The organism is Streptomyces sp. NBC_00704, from assembly GCF_036226605.1.
Lineage (GTDB): Bacteria > Actinomycetota > Actinomycetes > Streptomycetales > Streptomycetaceae > Streptomyces.
In genome coordinates this window covers 5,975,617-5,992,686 of record NZ_CP109000.1, presented here as the reverse complement: position 1 = coordinate 5,992,686, position 17,070 = coordinate 5,975,617, and the positions used below count along the sequence as shown (strand labels likewise).

The 17,070-nt window shown below is 75.4% G+C and carries 9 protein-coding genes and 1 pseudogene; 4 read left to right on the top strand and 6 right to left on the bottom strand.

From position 1 onward, the window contains the following. Positions 1-37 precede the first annotated feature (37 nt). The 4 genes and pseudogenes from eccE (at position 38) to OG802_RS26125 (ending at position 6,020) form a co-directional block, all read left to right on the top strand. Entirely contained in the window at positions 38-1,351 is a 1,314-nt protein-coding gene (gene eccE, locus OG802_RS26135) for a type VII secretion protein EccE (RefSeq protein ID WP_329414207.1), read from the top strand. Further along, a complete protein-coding gene (locus OG802_RS26130; protein ID WP_329414205.1) occupies positions 1,348-2,124 on the top strand; it encodes a hypothetical protein in 777 nt (258 codons plus the stop codon). The genes eccE and OG802_RS26130 overlap by 4 nt, the downstream gene beginning before the upstream one ends. Before the next feature lie 365 nt (positions 2,125-2,489). Then, positions 2,490-2,618: pseudogene (locus tag OG802_RS35985) on the top strand (SCO5717 family growth-regulating ATPase); the annotation flags it as partial. A gap of 492 nt (positions 2,619-3,110) precedes the next feature. Further along, positions 3,111-6,020, top strand: a complete 2,910-nt coding sequence (locus OG802_RS26125) for an AAA family ATPase (protein WP_443055459.1) — start codon at positions 3,111-3,113, stop codon at positions 6,018-6,020. Between the two features lie 145 nt (positions 6,021-6,165). Here OG802_RS26125 and OG802_RS26120 read toward each other — a convergent pair whose 3' ends face one another. The 6 genes from OG802_RS26120 to infB form a co-directional block, all read right to left on the bottom strand. Further along, on the bottom strand, positions 6,166-7,116 hold the full coding sequence (locus OG802_RS26120) for a bifunctional riboflavin kinase/FAD synthetase (protein ID WP_329414202.1): 951 nt from the start codon (positions 7,114-7,116) through the stop codon (positions 6,166-6,168). Between the two features lie 194 nt (positions 7,117-7,310). Then, a complete protein-coding gene (locus OG802_RS26115) occupies positions 7,311-11,558 on the bottom strand; it encodes a serine protease (protein WP_329414199.1) in 4,248 nt (1,415 codons plus the stop codon). Positions 11,559-11,936: 378 nt separating this feature from the next. Beyond that, complete coding sequence (truB, locus tag OG802_RS26110) at positions 11,937-12,842, bottom strand: tRNA pseudouridine(55) synthase TruB (RefSeq protein ID WP_329414197.1); 906 nt, start codon at positions 12,840-12,842, stop codon at positions 11,937-11,939. Further along, positions 12,842-13,291, bottom strand: coding sequence for a 30S ribosome-binding factor RbfA (rbfA, locus tag OG802_RS26105; protein ID WP_054239652.1), 450 nt, complete (start codon positions 13,289-13,291; stop codon positions 12,842-12,844). The genes truB and rbfA overlap by 1 nt, the downstream gene beginning before the upstream one ends. 85 nt (positions 13,292-13,376) lie before the next feature. Further along, positions 13,377-13,670, bottom strand: a complete 294-nt coding sequence (locus tag OG802_RS26100; protein ID WP_329417399.1) for a DUF503 domain-containing protein — start codon at positions 13,668-13,670, stop codon at positions 13,377-13,379. A gap of 181 nt (positions 13,671-13,851) precedes the next feature. Beyond that, positions 13,852-16,977, bottom strand: coding sequence for a translation initiation factor IF-2 (gene infB / locus OG802_RS26095; protein ID WP_329414194.1), 3,126 nt, complete (start codon positions 16,975-16,977; stop codon positions 13,852-13,854). Positions 16,978-17,070: the final 93 nt, after the last annotated feature.

Sequence of the window (17,070 nt, the reverse complement as noted above, 5' to 3'; positions counted from 1 at the left end):
ACCACGGGGGAAGCGTGAACGGAACGGGGATCGAGTGATGGCTTCGCGAACAGGCGTGCGCTCCGCCGGCCGGTCACGGCCCGGGGGCTCCGCGGCTGCCGGATCGCCGCCGCCCGGGCGGCCGTCGGCTCACGGCACGCTCCGGGTCCGGTCCGGTAGCGGCCGACGCCGGTCGTTCCGCCTGCAACGGCTCGTGCTGGTGGAGATCGCGGCCGCGCTCCTGCTCGTCGGCTGGGCGAGCGGCCCCATGGCGCTGCCCGCTGCGGGGATCCTCGCCGTGGTGCTGGTGGTCCTCGCCTTCGTCCGTCGCCGGGGCCGCTCGCTGCCGGAGTGGCTCGCCACCGCACGGGAGCTGAAGGCCCGTCGGCGGCGTGCGGGCAGGCTGGGGATACCGCCCGGCACCGAGCCCGGTTTCGGGCCGGCCGTGGAGTGCGATCCCGGGCTGCGGACCTACGTGTACGGCGGCCGTGACCGCCGGCCCGTCGGGCTCGTCGGGGACGGGACCTTCGTCACCGTCGTGCTCCAGGTGGAGGCCGACGCGACGGCGATGCGGGCACCGCGCGACCGGCAGCCGCTGCCGCTCGCCCTGGTGCGGGACGCCCTCGACGTGGACGGCATCCGGCTGGAGTCCGCGCAGATCGTGCTGCACACCCAGCCGGCGCCCGCGCTGCATCTGCCTCCGCAGTCCGTGGCCGTGGCCAACTACCTCCCCTTGCAGGAGCAGACCGGAGCGCCTGCGGTGCGCATCACCTGGATCGCGCTGAAACTCGATCCGGAGCAGTGTCCGCAGGCCGTGGCCGTACGCGGAGGCGGTCTGATCGGGGCTCAGAAGTGCGCCGTCCGCGCGGCGGATCACCTCGCGAGCCGGCTCACCGGCGCCGGATTCCGGGCGACGGTGCTGAACGAGGAGGAGCTGACGGCCGCCATCGCCACGTCCGCCTGCGCCAATCCGCTGGTGACCGCGGAGGCGGGACGGACCGGGCAGCTGGATCGGCGCACCGAGGAGAGCAGCCGGAGCTGGCGGTGCGACAACCGGCGTCACACCACGTACTGGTTGCACCGGTGGCCCGCGTCGGGCGCCGACGGCCCGTCCCTTCCGCAGTTCGTGGCCCTGATCACGGCGGTGCCCGCGCTCGCCACCACGTTCAGCGTCACCCTCGCGCGCGGTGACCGCCAGGAGGTGTCCCTGGCCGGGCACGTGCGGGTGACGGGCCGCAGCGACGACGAACTCGTGGCGGCCCGGCGCGCGGTGCAGGGTGCGGCCCGGCACGCCGGCGCCGGACTGGCCCGTCTGGACCGCGAGCAGGTGCCGGGCATGCTCGCCACGCTGCCCCTCGGAGGTGCCCGATGACGTCGGTCCCGACATCCGGCGCCACTGCCGCCGGCGAACCCGAGCCCTCCCCCGGACGGTTCCGGCGCCTCTCGTCGCGCAGCGGTTTCGGCCTGATCGGGCCACGGCACGGACGTCACTCCGTGTCCGTCGACCAGTTGGCCGCCCTCACGCTGCCCATCGGGGACGACGGTGTCGTCGCGGGGGTGGATGCCGAGGGGCGGCCTGCCGTGCTGGGGCTGAACCGGCCCACGGCGTACGACGTCGTCCTGATCGGGGGGTTGTGGACGGCGCAGGTGCTGGCGCTGAGGGCGGCGGCGACCGGCGCGCGGGTCGCCGTGGAGACGGGGCGGCCGCAGGCCTGGGTGCAGATGCTGCACGCGATGGGCGGCGGGCAGAACGGGCTGGCCGTGCACGAGGTGGGCCGGGTGCCTCCGCAGGGCGCTTCGGCGGGCACGCCGGTGCTGGTGGTGCGGGACTGCGGGATGCGGCCGCCGCGGGGGCGGGTCGCCTCCGGGCCCTGGCAGGCCGTGCTGACGTTGCTGCCGTATCTCAGCCCGGTCGCCCCGCGTCTCATCCGGCAGGCCCGGCTGGTCGGCGTCCAGCGGATCTCACCGGACGAAGCCGCTGAGCTGGGGCGCGCGTTGGCGCTGCCCCGTGCGGACGTGGAGGCGCTTCCCACGCTCGCCGACGGCTTGACCCTGTGGTGCGCCGAACGTGACCGGCAGTACGTGATGACGCAGCCCACGGACGCGGAGACGGGGTTGCTGGGCACACCGCGCCGCATGGACTGAACCGAGACGTCAACGAGACCTCGGGCCGCTACTCCCGCCCCGCGCGCGGCACTTCCGGTCTTTTGCCCGGTTTTCCGTGTGACGCGGCGAACTGCGACCGCTTCGTCGTGGAGTCACCGGCGTGGTCGCGGCGTCACCGACGTGATGGACTGGTGCCGAGGGGCGGGCGGGCCTGCCTGTGCCGGGCGTCCGGTGATTAGGCTGGTGCGGGGGCGCGGTACCGGAAACCGTGGGACGGGTGTCCACGCCTCTGGGGGAGGGCCGGTGCATCGGACGACCTCAGACCGCCTCGCATCACTTCGGACGACGAGAAAAACGGTCGCCCCGCCACGGCGTCAGGGTGCTCGACCACTTCAGGAGGAATTGTGAGCAGCGATCGGGACGGGATCCGCGGGGGCTGGGCCACACCCGGCGATGACCAGCCCGACGCGGAGTCCTCCGTCGAGGCGACGGGCGAGTTCACCATCGACTACGCGCCGCCGGCCTGGTACACGCAGAACGCGGGCGGTGGCGCGCCGAGCGGCGCGACCGGGCCGGCGGCGCCGATGACGCCCACAGGTCCCCCAACGCCCACAGCGCCCGCAGCGCCCGCAGCGCCCACGGCCGTGCATCCCGCCGCGCCCGCCGGATCCGCGGAGCCCGGCGCGCCGTTCGCTCCGGCCGCTCCAGCCGCTCCTCCGGCGTCCTTCGCGCCGGAGATGCCCGTGCCGCCGGGGACGCCTCCCGCGGCCGTCACACCCCCCGCGCCCGCCGCGCCCGTCCCTCCGGCGCCCGCTCCTGAGCAGGCGCCGCAGGCTCCGTTCGCATCGCCCGCACCGCCCGCGCCACCGGTGCAGCCCGTGTCGTCCGCCCCGCAGTCGGAAGCCGTGCCCGGCGTTCCGGCGGACAGCGGGTTCGAGCTCCAGCGTCCCTCGGCTCCGGCTCCGGCTCCGGCTCCGGCCCCGGCCCCGGTCCCCCAGCCCGTCACCGCTCCGGTGCCCGACCCTGTGACGCCTCCGGCCGCGCAAGCGTCGGGAGAGGAGGGGGACTCCGGGAACGGCGATATCGAGAGCGGCGCCACCATGCGCTTCTCCGCGGTCGCCCTCAAGCGGGAGATCGCCGAACACGCCGCCGCCGCGGCCGAGCCCGTGGGTTCCGCGCAGGAAGCCGCCGCCGGGGTGCGCGAGGGTGACGAGGACTCGCCTGTCGCGCCCGAGCGCGACCGAGGCACGGACGGGGCGCAGGGTCCGGTGGACGGTTCCCGGCCCGCCCAGCTCCCTGCCCCGGACGTGACCGAGCCGCCCGTGGCGCAGACGGAGCCGACCGGGGCCCACGAGCCCCACGCCACCGCCGACGCTGCCGACGACGAAGGCGGGAGGGACGCCGGCGCGGCCGGAGCCCGGTCTTCCGAGGAACCGGTGGCTCGGGAGGGCGAGGGTGCGGCTGTCGCCGTGCCCGAGGAATCTCCCGTGGTCGGGGACGCGGCGCCCGGACACTCCGCCGCCGAAGCTGCGTCGGACACCGCTGCCCCGCAGGCCCCGGAACCCCCGCACCACCAGGAGCCGCAGGACAGCTTGCCGCAGGACAGCGTGCCCTCGGACGGTGCGCCCCGGGACAGCGTGCCTCAGGACGCTCCGCCCACCGGCCCGCCCGTCTGGACTCCCCCGCCCGTCCCTCAGGGGGATCTGCCTCCGCTGCCGCCGTCGTACGAGCCGGCCGCCCCCGCTCCGGCGGCCCAGTGGCCGGCCCAGCCGCAGCCGGCCGATGCCCCGGCGCCCGTCCCGGCTCCCGCGCCCGCGCAGCAGCCCCCGGTCCAGCCGCAGACGGCTCCCCCCGCGCCGGCCGGGTGGAATCCGCCGGGCCCGCAGCCCGTTCCGGCCGCACCGCAGCCCGGTTACGGCTTCCCGCAGCCCGGCGAGACTCCGGCGCCCGCGCCCGGAGGCTACGGCTTCCCGCAGCCTCCGGCGCCCGCGCCGACGGCCCAGCAGGCGCCCCCGGCCCCGCAGCCGGGCTACGGTTTCCCCCAGCCCGGCGCTCCGGCGCCCAGCCCCGCGGCCCCGCCCGGCGGCTACGGCTTCCCGCAGCAGAACAGCGGCCCCGTCGCGCCCCAGGCGCAGCCCGGCTACGGCTTCCCCCAGCCGTCCGCGCCGCAGCCGCAGCCCCAGGCCCAGTCGCAGGCCCCGCAAGCCGCCCAGCCGCAGCCCGGTGTCCAGCCGGGGGTTCCGCAGCAGCCGGACGGGTCCTTCCCGATGGCCGCTCCTCAGGGGTTCCCCCCGGGCACTCCGCACAGCGCGGCCCCGCAGGGCCATCCGCAGGGCCATCCGCAGGGTTTCCCGGGAGGCGCTCAGCAGCAGGCCCCGTACGCGCCTCAGGCCCCCGCGCCCGCCCCCGCGCCCGGACAGGCGCCGATTCCTGCACAGACGCAGGCGCAGACGCAGGCGCAGGCGCAGGCGCAGACGCCGGTGACCGCGCCCGGTGCTGACGTGCCGTCGCAGAGTCACCCGGCGGGCGCACCGCAGATGCCGCAGCAGCCCGTCGACCCCCGGACCGGGGCCGCGTGGCCGCAGCCGATCCAGCACGACCAGCGGCAGCCGGTCAATCCCGGTGCCGCGCCCCTGGGTTACACGGCCGCCGTCGAGCTGTCGTCCGACCGGCTGCTCAACAACAAGAGGCAGAAGGCGAAGAGCGGGCGTCCCGCCGCCTCGTCGTCCCGGTTCAAGCTCGGCGGGAAGAAGGAGGAGGCCGAGCGGCAGCGGAAGCTGGAGCTGATCCGCACGCCGGTGCTGTCGTGCTACCGGATCGCGGTGATCAGCCTCAAGGGCGGCGTGGGCAAGACGACGACCACCACCGCGCTCGGGGCGACGCTGGCCACCGAGCGCCAGGACAAGATCCTCGCCATCGACGCCAACCCGGACGCCGGCACGCTCGGCCGGCGGGTGCGCCGCGAGACCGGGGCGACGATCCGGGACCTCGTCCAGGCGATCCCGTACCTCAACTCGTACATGGACATCCGGCGGTTCACCTCCCAGGCGCCGTCCGGCCTGGAGATCATCGCCAACGACGTCGACCCGGCCGTCTCGACGACGTTCAACGACGAGGACTACCGGCGCGCGATCGACGTGCTCGGCAACCAGTACCCGATCATCCTCACCGACTCGGGCACCGGTCTGCTCTACAGCGCCATGCGCGGGGTGCTCGACCTCGCCGACCAGCTCATCATCATCTCCACCCCGTCCGTGGACGGCGCGAGCAGCGCCAGCACCACGCTGGACTGGCTGTCGGCGCACGGGTACGCCGAGTTGGTCTCGCGGTCCCTCACCGTCATCTCCGGGGTGCGCGAGACCGGCAAGATGATCAAGGTGGACGACATCGTGGCGCACTTCGAGACCCGTTGCCGCGGTGTCGTCGTCGTGCCCTTCGACGAGCACCTGGCCGCCGGCGCCGAGGTCGACCTCGACATGATGCGGCCCAAGGTGCGCGAGGCGTACTTCAACCTGACGGCGTTGGTCGCGGAGGACTTCATCCGTCACCAGCAGCGCCAGGGGCTGTGGACCAGCGACGGCAACCCGCCCCCGGTGGCCGCCCCGCCGATGCCGGGTCAGCAGACGCCGGGTCAGCCGGCGCCCGGGCAGCCGTACCCGGCGCAGGCGGGCCAGCCGTACCCGCACGTTCCGCAGCCCGGCCCCGGCCAGCCCTACCCCCAGCAGGGGCAGCCCTACCCGCAGGACCCGGGCCACCCCTATCCGCACCAGCAGCCCCCGCAGGCTCAGCCCCAGTCCCAGCCCCACCCTCAGTCCCAGCCGCAGCCCCAGCAGCCGCACCCGGGGTATCCCCCGCCGGGCTACGGCTACCCGCAGCAGCCCCAGCCCCAGCAGCCGCACGCGCCGCAGCCCGGGCAGCAGCCTCCGCAGCAGTAACCGTCCGCAGGTGCGGCCGCCGCGGCGGCGGCCGTCCCGGCGGTGGCCGTGGCCGGGGCGAGCAGTGGTCGGTGACGGCGAAGGGCGGCCGGTGTCCTGGGACACCGGCCGCCCTTCGGCCGTTCACGGTCAACCCGCGGCGCGGCTACGGCTGCTGAGCCGCCACCAGTTCCCGGCAGCGCTGCACGTCCCGCGCCATCTGCTCCAACAGGCCTTCCAGCGAGTCGAACTTGGCCTGACCGCGCACGAAGGCGAGGAAGTCGACGGCGACGTGCAGTCCGTAGAGGTCGAGGCCCACGCGGTCGATGGCGTACGCCTCCACGGTGCGCTCCGTGCCGTCGAACTGCGGGTTCGTGCCGACGGAGATCGCGGCGGGCATCGCCTCGCCGGCCACGTGCAGCCAGCCCGCGTAGACGCCGTCCGCCGGGATCGCGGTGTGCGGGAGCGTCTCGACGTTCGCTGTGGGGAAGCCGAGTTCGCGGCCCCGCTGGGCCCCGCGCACCACGACGCCCTCGACCCGGTGCGGGCGGCCGAGGATCTCGCCGGCGCCCGCGAGATCGCCCTCGGCGACCAGGCGCCGGGTCAGCGTCGAGGAGAACGGCTGCCCGCCGCCCGCGTCTCCGCACAGCACCAGGTCGACGACCTCGACGTCGAAGTCGTAGACCTTGCCCTGCTCCGTGAGGAAGTCGACGTCGCCCGCCGCCTTGTGGCCGAAGCGGAAGTTGGGGCCCTCGACGACCGCCTTGGCGTGCAGCTTGTCGACGAGGACCTTCACCACGAAGTCGGCCGGCGAGAGCTTCGAGAACTCCGTCGTGAAGGGCAGGATCAGGACCGCGTCGACGCCCAGTTCCGCCATCAGCTCGGCGCGGCGGTGGTGCGGGGCGAGCAGCGGCGGGTGGCTGCCGGGGCGGACGACCTCGCTGGGGTGCGGGTCGAACGTGACGACGACCGCGGGAACGCCCAGCTCACGGGCGCGGTCCACGGCATGCCGGATGATCAGCTGGTGCCCGCGGTGGACCCCGTCGTAGGACCCGATGGTGACGACGCTGCGTCCCCAGTCCTCGGGGATGTCCTCCAAGCCACGCCAGCGCTGCACTGTGACCGCTCCTCGAACCCGTGTCCGTATCCACTGTTGTCTCTTACGCAGGTCTAAGGGTGCCATGCCGGGTGCTCGGGGCCCGCATCGGCATGGAGGTGTGACCCGGCACACGGAGTCCGCCCCGGTGTGCCCACGGCCCGTCCGGTGCGCCCGGCCCGCCCGGTGCGCTCACGGGCGCGCCCCGGGTGCGCTCACGCGGGCACGCGCGCTCCCGCCAGGCTCTCCAGGGTCCGGCGGGCGCTGGGTCCGACCACCGCCGCCCACTCCCCCGGGTCCCGGGTGAGCCAGTCCACCACCTGGGCGGCGAATCCCGGCACATGACGTCCGAGGTCGACCAGGCCGCGGTCGAAGCGCGTCGCGCCGTCCGGGGTGCGGACGAGGAGGAGGCCGGTGCGGTGGACGAGTGCGCGCAGGTCCTCGCCGTCGCGCCCGGCGGCCCCGTACAGGACGGCGGCCAGGACGGCCGGGGCGCGTTCGTGTGTGAGGAGGCGGTCCAGGAGTTCGCGGCGCAGGGGCTCGGACGGCGCGGTACCGGGAGCGGCCAGCATCCCGGCCAGGGCGGCCCGCGCCTGCTCGGGACAGTCTCCGTCCAACAGGGCGCGGACCAGCGGGAGGACGAGGGCGCGCGCGGTCGGACCGTCGTCCAAGCGGCGGCCGACGGACTCGGCCAGACGCCCGGCGCACTCCGGCCGCCGTTCGAGCGTCTCCCGCAGGAGCGCGGCGATCCCAGGGGCGAGGGCCGGGGTGGCGGCCTCCACGAGGGCGTTCAGGATGCCCTCCGTCCCCGACCCCCTCCCCGAACCCGTTTCCTTCTCCGCCTCTGTCTCCGTCTCCGGCTCCCTCGCCGGCCCTGTTCCCGGCTCCCTCGCCGACCCTGTTCCCGGCTCCCTCTCCGTGTCCGTCCTGGGTTCCGTCTCTGTCTGTGGCAGCCGAGGGCCCGTCCGACGCGTGTCCGTCCGCCGGTCGGGGGCCTGCCGGTCGGGGGCCTGCGGGTCGGGCGCCGGGCGGGCGGGGGTGTGCAGGCGGGTGCGGAGGGCGTCCAGGACCGGCTCGGGGTGGGTGCTCAGGGCGGTGAGCAGGGCCTCCGGGGGCAGCCGCGGGTCGCCCGCCGCGAACCGCTCCAGGGCGTGCGCGAGGTGGTGGGCGCGCGTCCCGGGGTCCCGGACGAGGAGGGCGAGGGCGCCGCCGTGCAGGGTGCGGTCGGCCGGGCGGGCGAGCAGGGCGCGGGCGGCGCGGCGCAGCAGCAGGCGGTCCCGTTCCGTGCGCACGTGCGGTGCGACGTGCGGCGCGTGGGTCGCCGCCGCCGCCCGCCGGGCGGGCCGCTCGTCGTGCGCCCACCGGTCGACGGCCCGGCACAGCGCGGACGGTTCGTCCTCGGCGAGCACCGCGAGCAGTTCGTCGGCGCGCGGGTGGGCGCAGTCGGCGAGGGCCTCGGTGAGGTCGTCGGGCGCCCGGTGGCGGTGGGTGTGCAGCAGCGCCTGCGCCGCTGTCGCCACCGTCGCGTGCGGGGTCGCGGGCAGCGGCCGTTCGTCGTCGAACCAGTGCGTGAGGTGCGACTGTACGGCGCGGGGGTCGGCGGCGAGGAGGCCGGCGACGGCGTCGAGGTAGCGGGGGGCGTCCGCGTCGTGCGGGGCGCCGTCGGCGAGGACCAGGCGGCGCAGCAGGTCGAGCCGGGCGTCGGGCGGGAGGGCGAGCCGCGTCCAGAAGGCGGGGCCGAGGTCGGCGGACCGGAGGGCGTCCGCGGCGCCGGCGCCGATCAGGTCCGCGATCAGGCGCAGGACGGCCGTGTAGGGGGTGGCGTCCGGGACGCGCAGCAGGGTCTCGGTGAGCAGGCGGGCGGCCCACCAGGAGTCCGGGTCGGCTTCGAGGGCGTGGGTCAACTCGCGGAGCCGGGCGGCGAGCCGGTGCGGGCCCTGCTGGCGGGCGAGGAGGAGCAGGGCCTGGACGACGGGGCCGATGCGGTGGTGCGGGACGGGCAGCGGGCGGCCGTCCTCGGGGGTGTCGCAGCGGTGGACCAGGGCGCGCAGTGCCTCGTCCAGGTCGAGGTGGGCGCCCTGGATCCAGTCGGCCAGTTCCTCGTGGGCGAAGCGGTAGCCGTCGCCGGCCGGCACGAGGAGGCCCTCGGCGAGGACGGCGGACGCCCAGCCGGTTCCGCCTCCGAGGCGGGCGGGCGCGGGCCCCCAGGGGAAGACGTCCTCGAACGACGCCCGGTCCAGGCCGCCCTGTCCCGGCCCGAGGCTGCGCCGGGCGGCCTCGTGCACCTGGCCGGAGACCTTGGCCGCGAGGCGTCGTACGGCGTTGCCGCGCAGCCCGTTCGCGGCGGCGAGGCGGACCGCGACGCGCAGGCACATCAGGTCGAGGTGGGCGGACAGGACGTCGTCGCGGTCGACGGGGTCCGGTCCGGGCGGGCCGGGGAGCGCGGCCCGGACCTCGCCGAGCAGGCGCAGGGTGAGCGGGTGCCGGTCGTCGGGGAAGACGAGCGCGCCGTCGGGAAGGCAGTGGCGGGCGCGGGCCTCGCGCGCCTCCTCGGGCGTGAAGTCGCCCAGCCGGACGCAGGGCGGGAGCGGATCGCCCGCGGGCGCGGATCCGTGCAGCGTCTCGGGCGGGAACAGGGCTCCCGCGTGCTCCCAGTACTCGCTGCGGCACGCCACCACCAGCCGGGCCCCGGTCTCCGCGAGCCATCGTGCCGTGCCCTCGGTCCACTCGGTGAGCCGGTGCGCGAGGACCGGGGGCATCTCCTCGGGGCCGTCGAGGAGGATCAGCAGCGGTCGCCCGACGGCGCGGGCGAGGCGGGCGAGCCGTTCGGGGGTGACGTCGCCGGGGGCGGCCGGGGCGCAGGAGGCCGCCGGGGTGGGGGCCGGGGCCGGTCGCGAGGCCGTCACGATGCGGGCGGCCCTGGCCAGGGTGCGGCGGGCCGCGTCGGCGAGCGAGGCGTCCTCGTCGCGCAGGTCGGCGCCGCGCAGCCACAGCGTGGGTGCGGGCCGGTCGCCCCCGGCGCGGCGGGCGGCGAGGGCGGCGAGTTCCGTCGTACGGCCGCTGCCCGGAGCGCCGACCAGGCCGAGGACGGTGGCCTCGCTCGCCGCGAACCGCGCGAACTCCCGGGCGGGGAAGGCGCGTTCGACTGGCTCGGAGGCTGCGGTGCGGGATCCGTTCCCGGTGCGGTCGAGGGAGTGGCGCAGCGCGCCCTGCGGACCGTCCGAGCCGACGGACGTCGCCGTGAGCTCCAGGACGGCCGCCAGGTTGAGGTCCGCACCGTACGCGGGGACGGTGGCCGCGTTGCGGGCGAGCAGCTCGGCGAGGGGCCCCTCGGGCCGCGCCCGCACCGCGCTGGCGGCGGGGCGGATCACGGTCGGCCGTGCGCCCGGAGTCCCGGCGGCCTCCGCGGCCTCTGCGGCCCCCGCAGCACCGCAGGTACGAGCCGCCGCCGTGGTCGGCGAGGGCGTTCCCCGTGTCCGGACACCTTGGGCCGGGGCTCCCGCCTCCGGCATCGCCGCGCCGTCGGCCGCGATCGCCTCCCCCGGCCTCCCCACGCCGTCGGGCCAAGCCGCCTCCCCCGCACGCGCGGGCAGCTCCTCCGCCGCCCGGCCGGCCCCCCAAGTCCCCCAGGCCGTTGCCGCTGTCGACGCCGCTGTCGACGCCGTTGCCGACGCCGTTGCCGCCGTTGCCGCCGTTCCCGCTGTCGCCGCCGCCGTCGGGGCCGTCGGTGAGGCCGTGACCGGTTCGTTCCTCTTCTCGTCCCGCCGGTCGCCTGTCGCGCCGGTGAGGGGCCGCAGCGGCACGGCGAAGCAGGCGTCGCGGTCGTCGCGGCGCAGCGCGGTGTTCAGGACGGCGACGACCGCGCCGGTCCCGGCGTCGAGGACCGGCCCGCCCGCCGCGCCGCCGCCCGGCCGCAGCGCGTCCCGGCCCGCGGTGCCGATGGCCAGCTCCAGGACGCCGTCGAGGCGGTGAGGGCGGTCGGGCGCCGGGTACGTCGCGCTCGCCTCGGCAAGGACCCGGGCCTCGCGCCAGCAGCCGGCGGCCAGCCGGACGTATCTGCCGCTCTCCACGCCGTCCCGCACGGTCACCGGCAGGGGGTCCGTGCCGAGGCCCTCGGTGCGCACGAGGGCCAGGCCGAGGCCGGGCAGCGGGGTGACCGCGTCGGCGGTGACGGTGCACGTGCGGTCGCCGTCGGCGTGCAGCACGAGCCGGGACAGGCCGTCGACCGCCTCGTGGCCGGTGACCACCGTGCCGTGATGGTCGGCGACGAACCCGGCGCCGCGCGGCCGGCCGGTGTGGTCGCTGATGCGGACGAGGCCGGGGACGGCGTCCGGGGCCGTAGGGGTGCCGTGCGCGACGGTACGGGTGGCGTCCGGGGCGGTACGGGAGGCGTCCGCCGGAGCGTCCCGGGGCGCGCCGCGCCCGCCGTCGTGCCACGGTGCCCGCGGGCCCCGTCCCGCCATCGTCGTACCTCCCCGCCGCGCCCGCGTGTCCTGCGTCCGACGGTAGGCGGAGATGATCAGCGGGACGGATCGCCGGGCGAAAGCGCCCCCCTGCACTCCCTCGGTTCACTCCGAGCGCCCGCCCGGACGGGTGAATGAACCGGAGCCGTCGGACACACGCTGGAGGTGGGGGAACCGAGGGGGGACCGTGGAGCGGCGGCGCAGCACCACCCCGTGTCCGCCGCTCCACGGGCCGGGACGGGCAGGGACGGGGCGGGGGCGGGACGGGACGGGACGGCGAGATCGCACCCGCACCCGAGCCCACACCCACACTCGTACCCGCACCCGTACGGCGACCCGTACGGCGGCCGCGCCGGTGACCGGGGCGGGAGGAGCGGGTCAGCCCAGGACGGCCAGGCTCTTCGCCTTGCCCTTCTGTTCCTCCACCAGGGCCAGGAAGCGGCCCTCGGGGTCGAAGACGGCCACGGCGCCCGCGTCGGCGTACTCCTCGGGCATCTCCAGGCGTACGCCGTTGAGGAGCAGCCGGGCCCGCTTGGCGTCCACGTTCCAGCGGGGGAACGCGGCGGAGGCCGCGTCGGCGATGGGCATCACGCTCAGCTCCTGCTGGAGCTGGTCGAGCGTCTTGGCCGAGTCCAGCTTGTAGGGGCCGACGCGGGTGCGGCGCAGGGCGGTGAGGTGGCCGCCGACGCCGAGTCCGGCGCCCAGGTCGCGGGCGAGGGCCCGGATGTAGGTGCCGGAGGAGCAGACGACGGAGACCACCAGGTCCAGGACGGCGGTGCCGTCCTCGGCGACGGCGTCGCGGACGTCGTAAACCGAGAAGGACGAGACGGTGACCGGGCGGGCCGGGATCTCGAAGTCCTCGCCGTCACGGGCCCGCTTGTAGGAGCGCACGCCGTTGATCTTGATGGCGCTGACCTTGGACGGCACCTGCATGATGCGGCCGCTGAGCTGGGCGATGCCGGCGTCGATCGCGTCCCGGGTGACCTTCGAGGCGTCCGTGGACCCCGTGATCTCGCCCTCGGCGTCGTCGGTCAGGGTCGTCTGGCCGAGCCGGATCGTGCCCAGGTACTCCTTCTCGGTGAGCGCGAGGTGCCCGAGGAGCTTGGTCGCCTTCTCGATGCCGAGGACGAGGACGCCCGTGGCCATCGGGTCGAGCGTGCCGGCGTGGCCGACGCGGCGGGTGCCCGCGATCCCGCGCATCTTGGCCACGACGTCGTGCGAAGTGAAGCCCGACGGCTTGTCGACGATGACGAGGCCGTCGGGCGGGGTCGGCTTGCGGTTCATCAGGCGGAGTCGTCCGTCTCGTCCTCGTCGCCGGGCTTCTTGTACGGGTCGGCGTCGCCCGCGTAGCCGGCTCCCGCGGACACCTCGCGGACCTTCTCGTCGGCGGCGCGCGCCTTGTCGAGGAGGTCGTCGATGGTGCGGGCGTTGTCCGGCAGGGCGTCGGCGACGAAGGCCAGCGTCGGCGTGAACTTCACGCCCGCGGCCCGGCCGACCTCGGAGCGCAGGACGCCCTTGGCGCTCTCCAGGCCGGCGGCGGCGGCCGCCCGCTCCTCGTCGTCCCCGTACACGGTGTAGAAGACGGTCGCCTCACGGAGGTCGCCGGTGACCCGGGTGTCCGTGATGGTGACGTGGGAGCCGAGCCGCGGGTCCTTGATCCCGCGCTGCAGCTTCTGGGCCACCACCTGCTGGATGAGGTCCGCCAGCCTCTTGGCGCGCGCGTTGTCGGCCACTGGTCCGTCTCCCGTTCTTTCTTCTGCTTGGTGCGCTCTCGCGCGTTCTTGCGTTTCGCGTGGTCTTCGCGTGGTCGGTCGGTCGTCAGTCGTCTTCGCCGTGGAAGCGCCGTCTGACCGACAGCAGTTCCACCTCGGGGCGGCCGGCGACCAGCCGTTCGCACCGGTCCAGCACGTCGGTCAGGTGCTCCGCGTCGCCCGAGACCGCGGCGAGGCCGATCCTGGCCCTGCGGTGAAGGTCCTGGTCGTCCACCTCGGCCACGCTCACCGCGAACCTGCGCTGGAGCTCGGCGACGATGGGACGGACGACGGAGCGCTTCTCCTTCAGCGAATGTACGTCGCCGAGGAGGAGGTCGAAGGACAGAGTCCCCACGTACATGTGTATCCGGTTCACCCGCCGGTACGGGATCGATGGCCCTGCCGCCGTGGGACAGGGACATCGAGAACGGTACAGCGTTCCCGGCGGCCGCTCGACGGGGTTTTCTCCCGCGCGCGTGTGCCGGACGCCGTACCGGCCGGCGGGGAGCGATCCCCCGCCGGCCGGTACGTACCTCGGGTGGTTACACCCGCGGCTTCTCGCGCATCTCGTACGTCGCGATGACGTCGTCGATCTTGATGTCGTTGAAGTTTCCGAGGTTGATACCGCCCTCGTAGCCTTCGCGGATCTCGGTGACGTCGTCCTTGAAGCGACGCAGGCCCTCGATGTTGAGGTTCTCCGCGACCACCTTGCCGTCGCGGATGAGGCGCGCCTTGGTGTTGCGCTTGACCTCGCCCGAGCGGATGAGGACACCGGCGATGTTGCCGAGCTTGGACGACTTGAAGACCTCGCGGATCTCCGCCGTGCCCAGCTCGAACTCCTCGTACTCCGGCTTCAGCATGCCCTTCAGGGCCGCCTCGATCTCCTCGATCGCCTGGTAGATGACCGAGTAGTACCGGACGTCCACGCCCTCGCGCTCGGCCATCTGCGCCGCGCGGCCCGCCGCGCGGACGTTGAAGCCGATGACGATGGCGTCCGAGCCCATGGCCAGGTCGATGTCCGACTCCGTGACCGCACCGACGCCGCGGTGCAGGACGCGGATGTCGACCTCTTCGCCGACGTCCAGCTGGAGCAGGGAGGACTCGAGGGCCTCCACCGAACCGGAAGCGTCACCCTTGATGATCAGGTTCAGCTGCTGGACCTCGCCGGCCTTCAGGGCGGCGTCCAGGTTCTCCAGGGAGAACCTGCGCGTGCGCTTGGCGAAGGCGGCGTTCCGCTCGCGGGCGGCACGCTTCTCGGCGATCTGGCGGGCGGTGCGGTCCTCGTCGACGACGAGGAAGTTGTCGCCCGCGCCCGGGACGTTGGTCAGGCCCAGGACCTGGACCGGCGTCGACGGGCCGGCCTCGGCGACGTTGTTGCCGTTGTCGTCGAGCATGGCGCGCACCCGGCCGTAGGCGTCGCCCACGACCATCGTGTCGCCGACCCGCAGGGTGCCTCGCTGGACGAGGACCGTGGCCACGGCGCCGCGGCCGCGGTCGAGACGGGACTCGATCGAGATGCCCTGCGCGTCCTGGCTGGGGTTGGCCCGCAGGTCGAGCGAGGCGTCGGCGGTAAGGATCACGGCCTCCAGCAGGGAGTCGATGTTCAGACCCTGCTTGGCGGAGATGTCGACGAACATGGTGTCGCCGCCGTACTCCTCGGCCACCAGACCGAACTCGGTGAGCTGACCGCGCACCTTGGTCGGGTCGGCGCCCTCGACGTCGATCTTGTTGACCGCGACGACGATCGGGACCTCGGCCGCCTTGGCGTGGTTGAGCGCCTCGACCGTCTGCGGCATGACGCCGTCGTTGGCCGCGACGACCAGGATCGCGATGTCCGTCGACCGGGCACCACGGGCACGCATGGCGGTGAACGCCTCGTGACCCGGGGTGTCGATGAAGGTGATCGCGCGGTCCTCTTCGTTGACCTGGGTCGAGACCTGGTAGGCACCGATGTGCTGGGTGATGCCGCCGGCCTCGCCCGCGATGACGTTCGTCTTGCGGATGGCGTCGAGCAGTCGGGTCTTTCCGTGGTCGACGTGACCCATGACGGTGACGACCGGCGGACGGACCACCAGGTCCTCGTCGTCGCCCTCGTCCTCGCCGAACTCGATGTCGAAGGACTCGAGCAGCTCGCGGTCCTCCTCCTCGGGGCTGACGATCTGAACCGTGTAGTTCATCTCGCCCGCGAGGAGGTGCAGCGTCTCGTCGGAGACGGACTGCGTGGCCGTGACCATCTCGCCGAGGTTCATCATCACCGCGACGAGCGACGCCGGGTTGGCGTTGATCTTCTCGGCGAAGTCGGTGAGGGACGCACCGCGCGACAGGCGAATGGTCTCGCCGTTGCCGCGAGGCAGCATCACGCCGCCGACCGACGGGGCCTGCATGGCCTCGTACTCCTGGCGCCTCTGACGCTTCGACTTGCGACCGCGACGCGCGGGACCGCCGGGACGGCCGAAGGCGCCCTGCGTGCCGCCACGGCCACCGGGACCGCCGGGACGACCGCCGAAGCCGGGACGGCCACCGCCGCCGCCGAAGCCACCGCCGCCGCCGGGACCGCCGGGACGGCCGGCGAAGCCGCCGCCGCCACCGGGACGGGCACCGCCGCCGGGACCGCTGGGACGACCGGCGAAGCCGCCGCCGCCACCGGGACGACCGCCGCCGCCGCCGGGACGACCGGCGCCGCCGGGACCGCGGCCGCCGGGGCCGCCGCCGGGACGCGGGCCGGCAGCCGGACGCTGCGGCATCATGCCGGGGTTGGGACGCGGACCGCCGCCGGGACGGGGACCGCCGGGGCCTGCGCCCTGGGGACGGGGCATCCCGCCCGGGCTCGGACGTGCTCCGCCCGGAGACTGCGGACGGGGGCCGCCGCCCTGGCCGCCGGCGGCCTGGGGACGGGGACCGGCGCCGGGAGCACCCGGGCCGCCGGGACGCGGGGCGCCCTGCGGACGGGGCGCCTGCGGACGCGCCATGCCGGCGTTGCCGCCGGACGTGAAGGGGTTGTTGCCCGGACGCGGACCCGAGGGACGGGCACCGCCCGGACGCGGGGCGCCTGCGCCACCGGGGCGCTGCCCCTGAGCGGCGGCCGGACGCTGGCCGCGGTCGCCACGCTCACCACGGTCACCGCGCTCGCCACGGTCCTGACCGGGCGCGGGACGGCCGGCGGGGCGCGGCGCGCCGGGGCGCGGTCCCTGCGAGGCCGGCCGCGGGCCGGACGACTGGGCCGGAGCCGCGGGGGCGGCCGGAGCGGCCGGAGCGGCCGGCGGAGCGGTGAACTCCGGGGCGGCCGGGGCCGGACGCGGCGCGGGCTTGGGGCCCGGACGCGGGCCGGAGGCCGCCGGTGCGGGAGCCGACGGGGCGGCCGGGGCGGCGGGAGCCGCCGGAGCCGCGGGCGTCTGCGCCGCGGGAGGCTTGGGGGCGGCCGGCCGAGGCGCGGCCGGACCCGGACGGGCCGCCTGCGCCGGGGAGGGCGCGCCGGGCCTGGGGGCTGCCTTGCGGGGGGCGGACTTGCCGCCGCCCTGGAAGGCGTCAGTCAGTTTGCGGACAACGGGCGCTTCGATGGTCGAAGACGCCGAACGGACGAATTCACCGAGTTCCTGGAGCTTGGCCATGACGACCTTGCTCTCCACCCCGAACTCCTTGGCGAGTTCGTATACCCGGACCTTAGCCACTTCGCTCCTTTTAGGTCCGGGTGTGTCCGGACCGTCGCTACTTCATGGGCGTACTCATCGCGTGCTCATCGAGTGCTCATCGCAATCTCGACC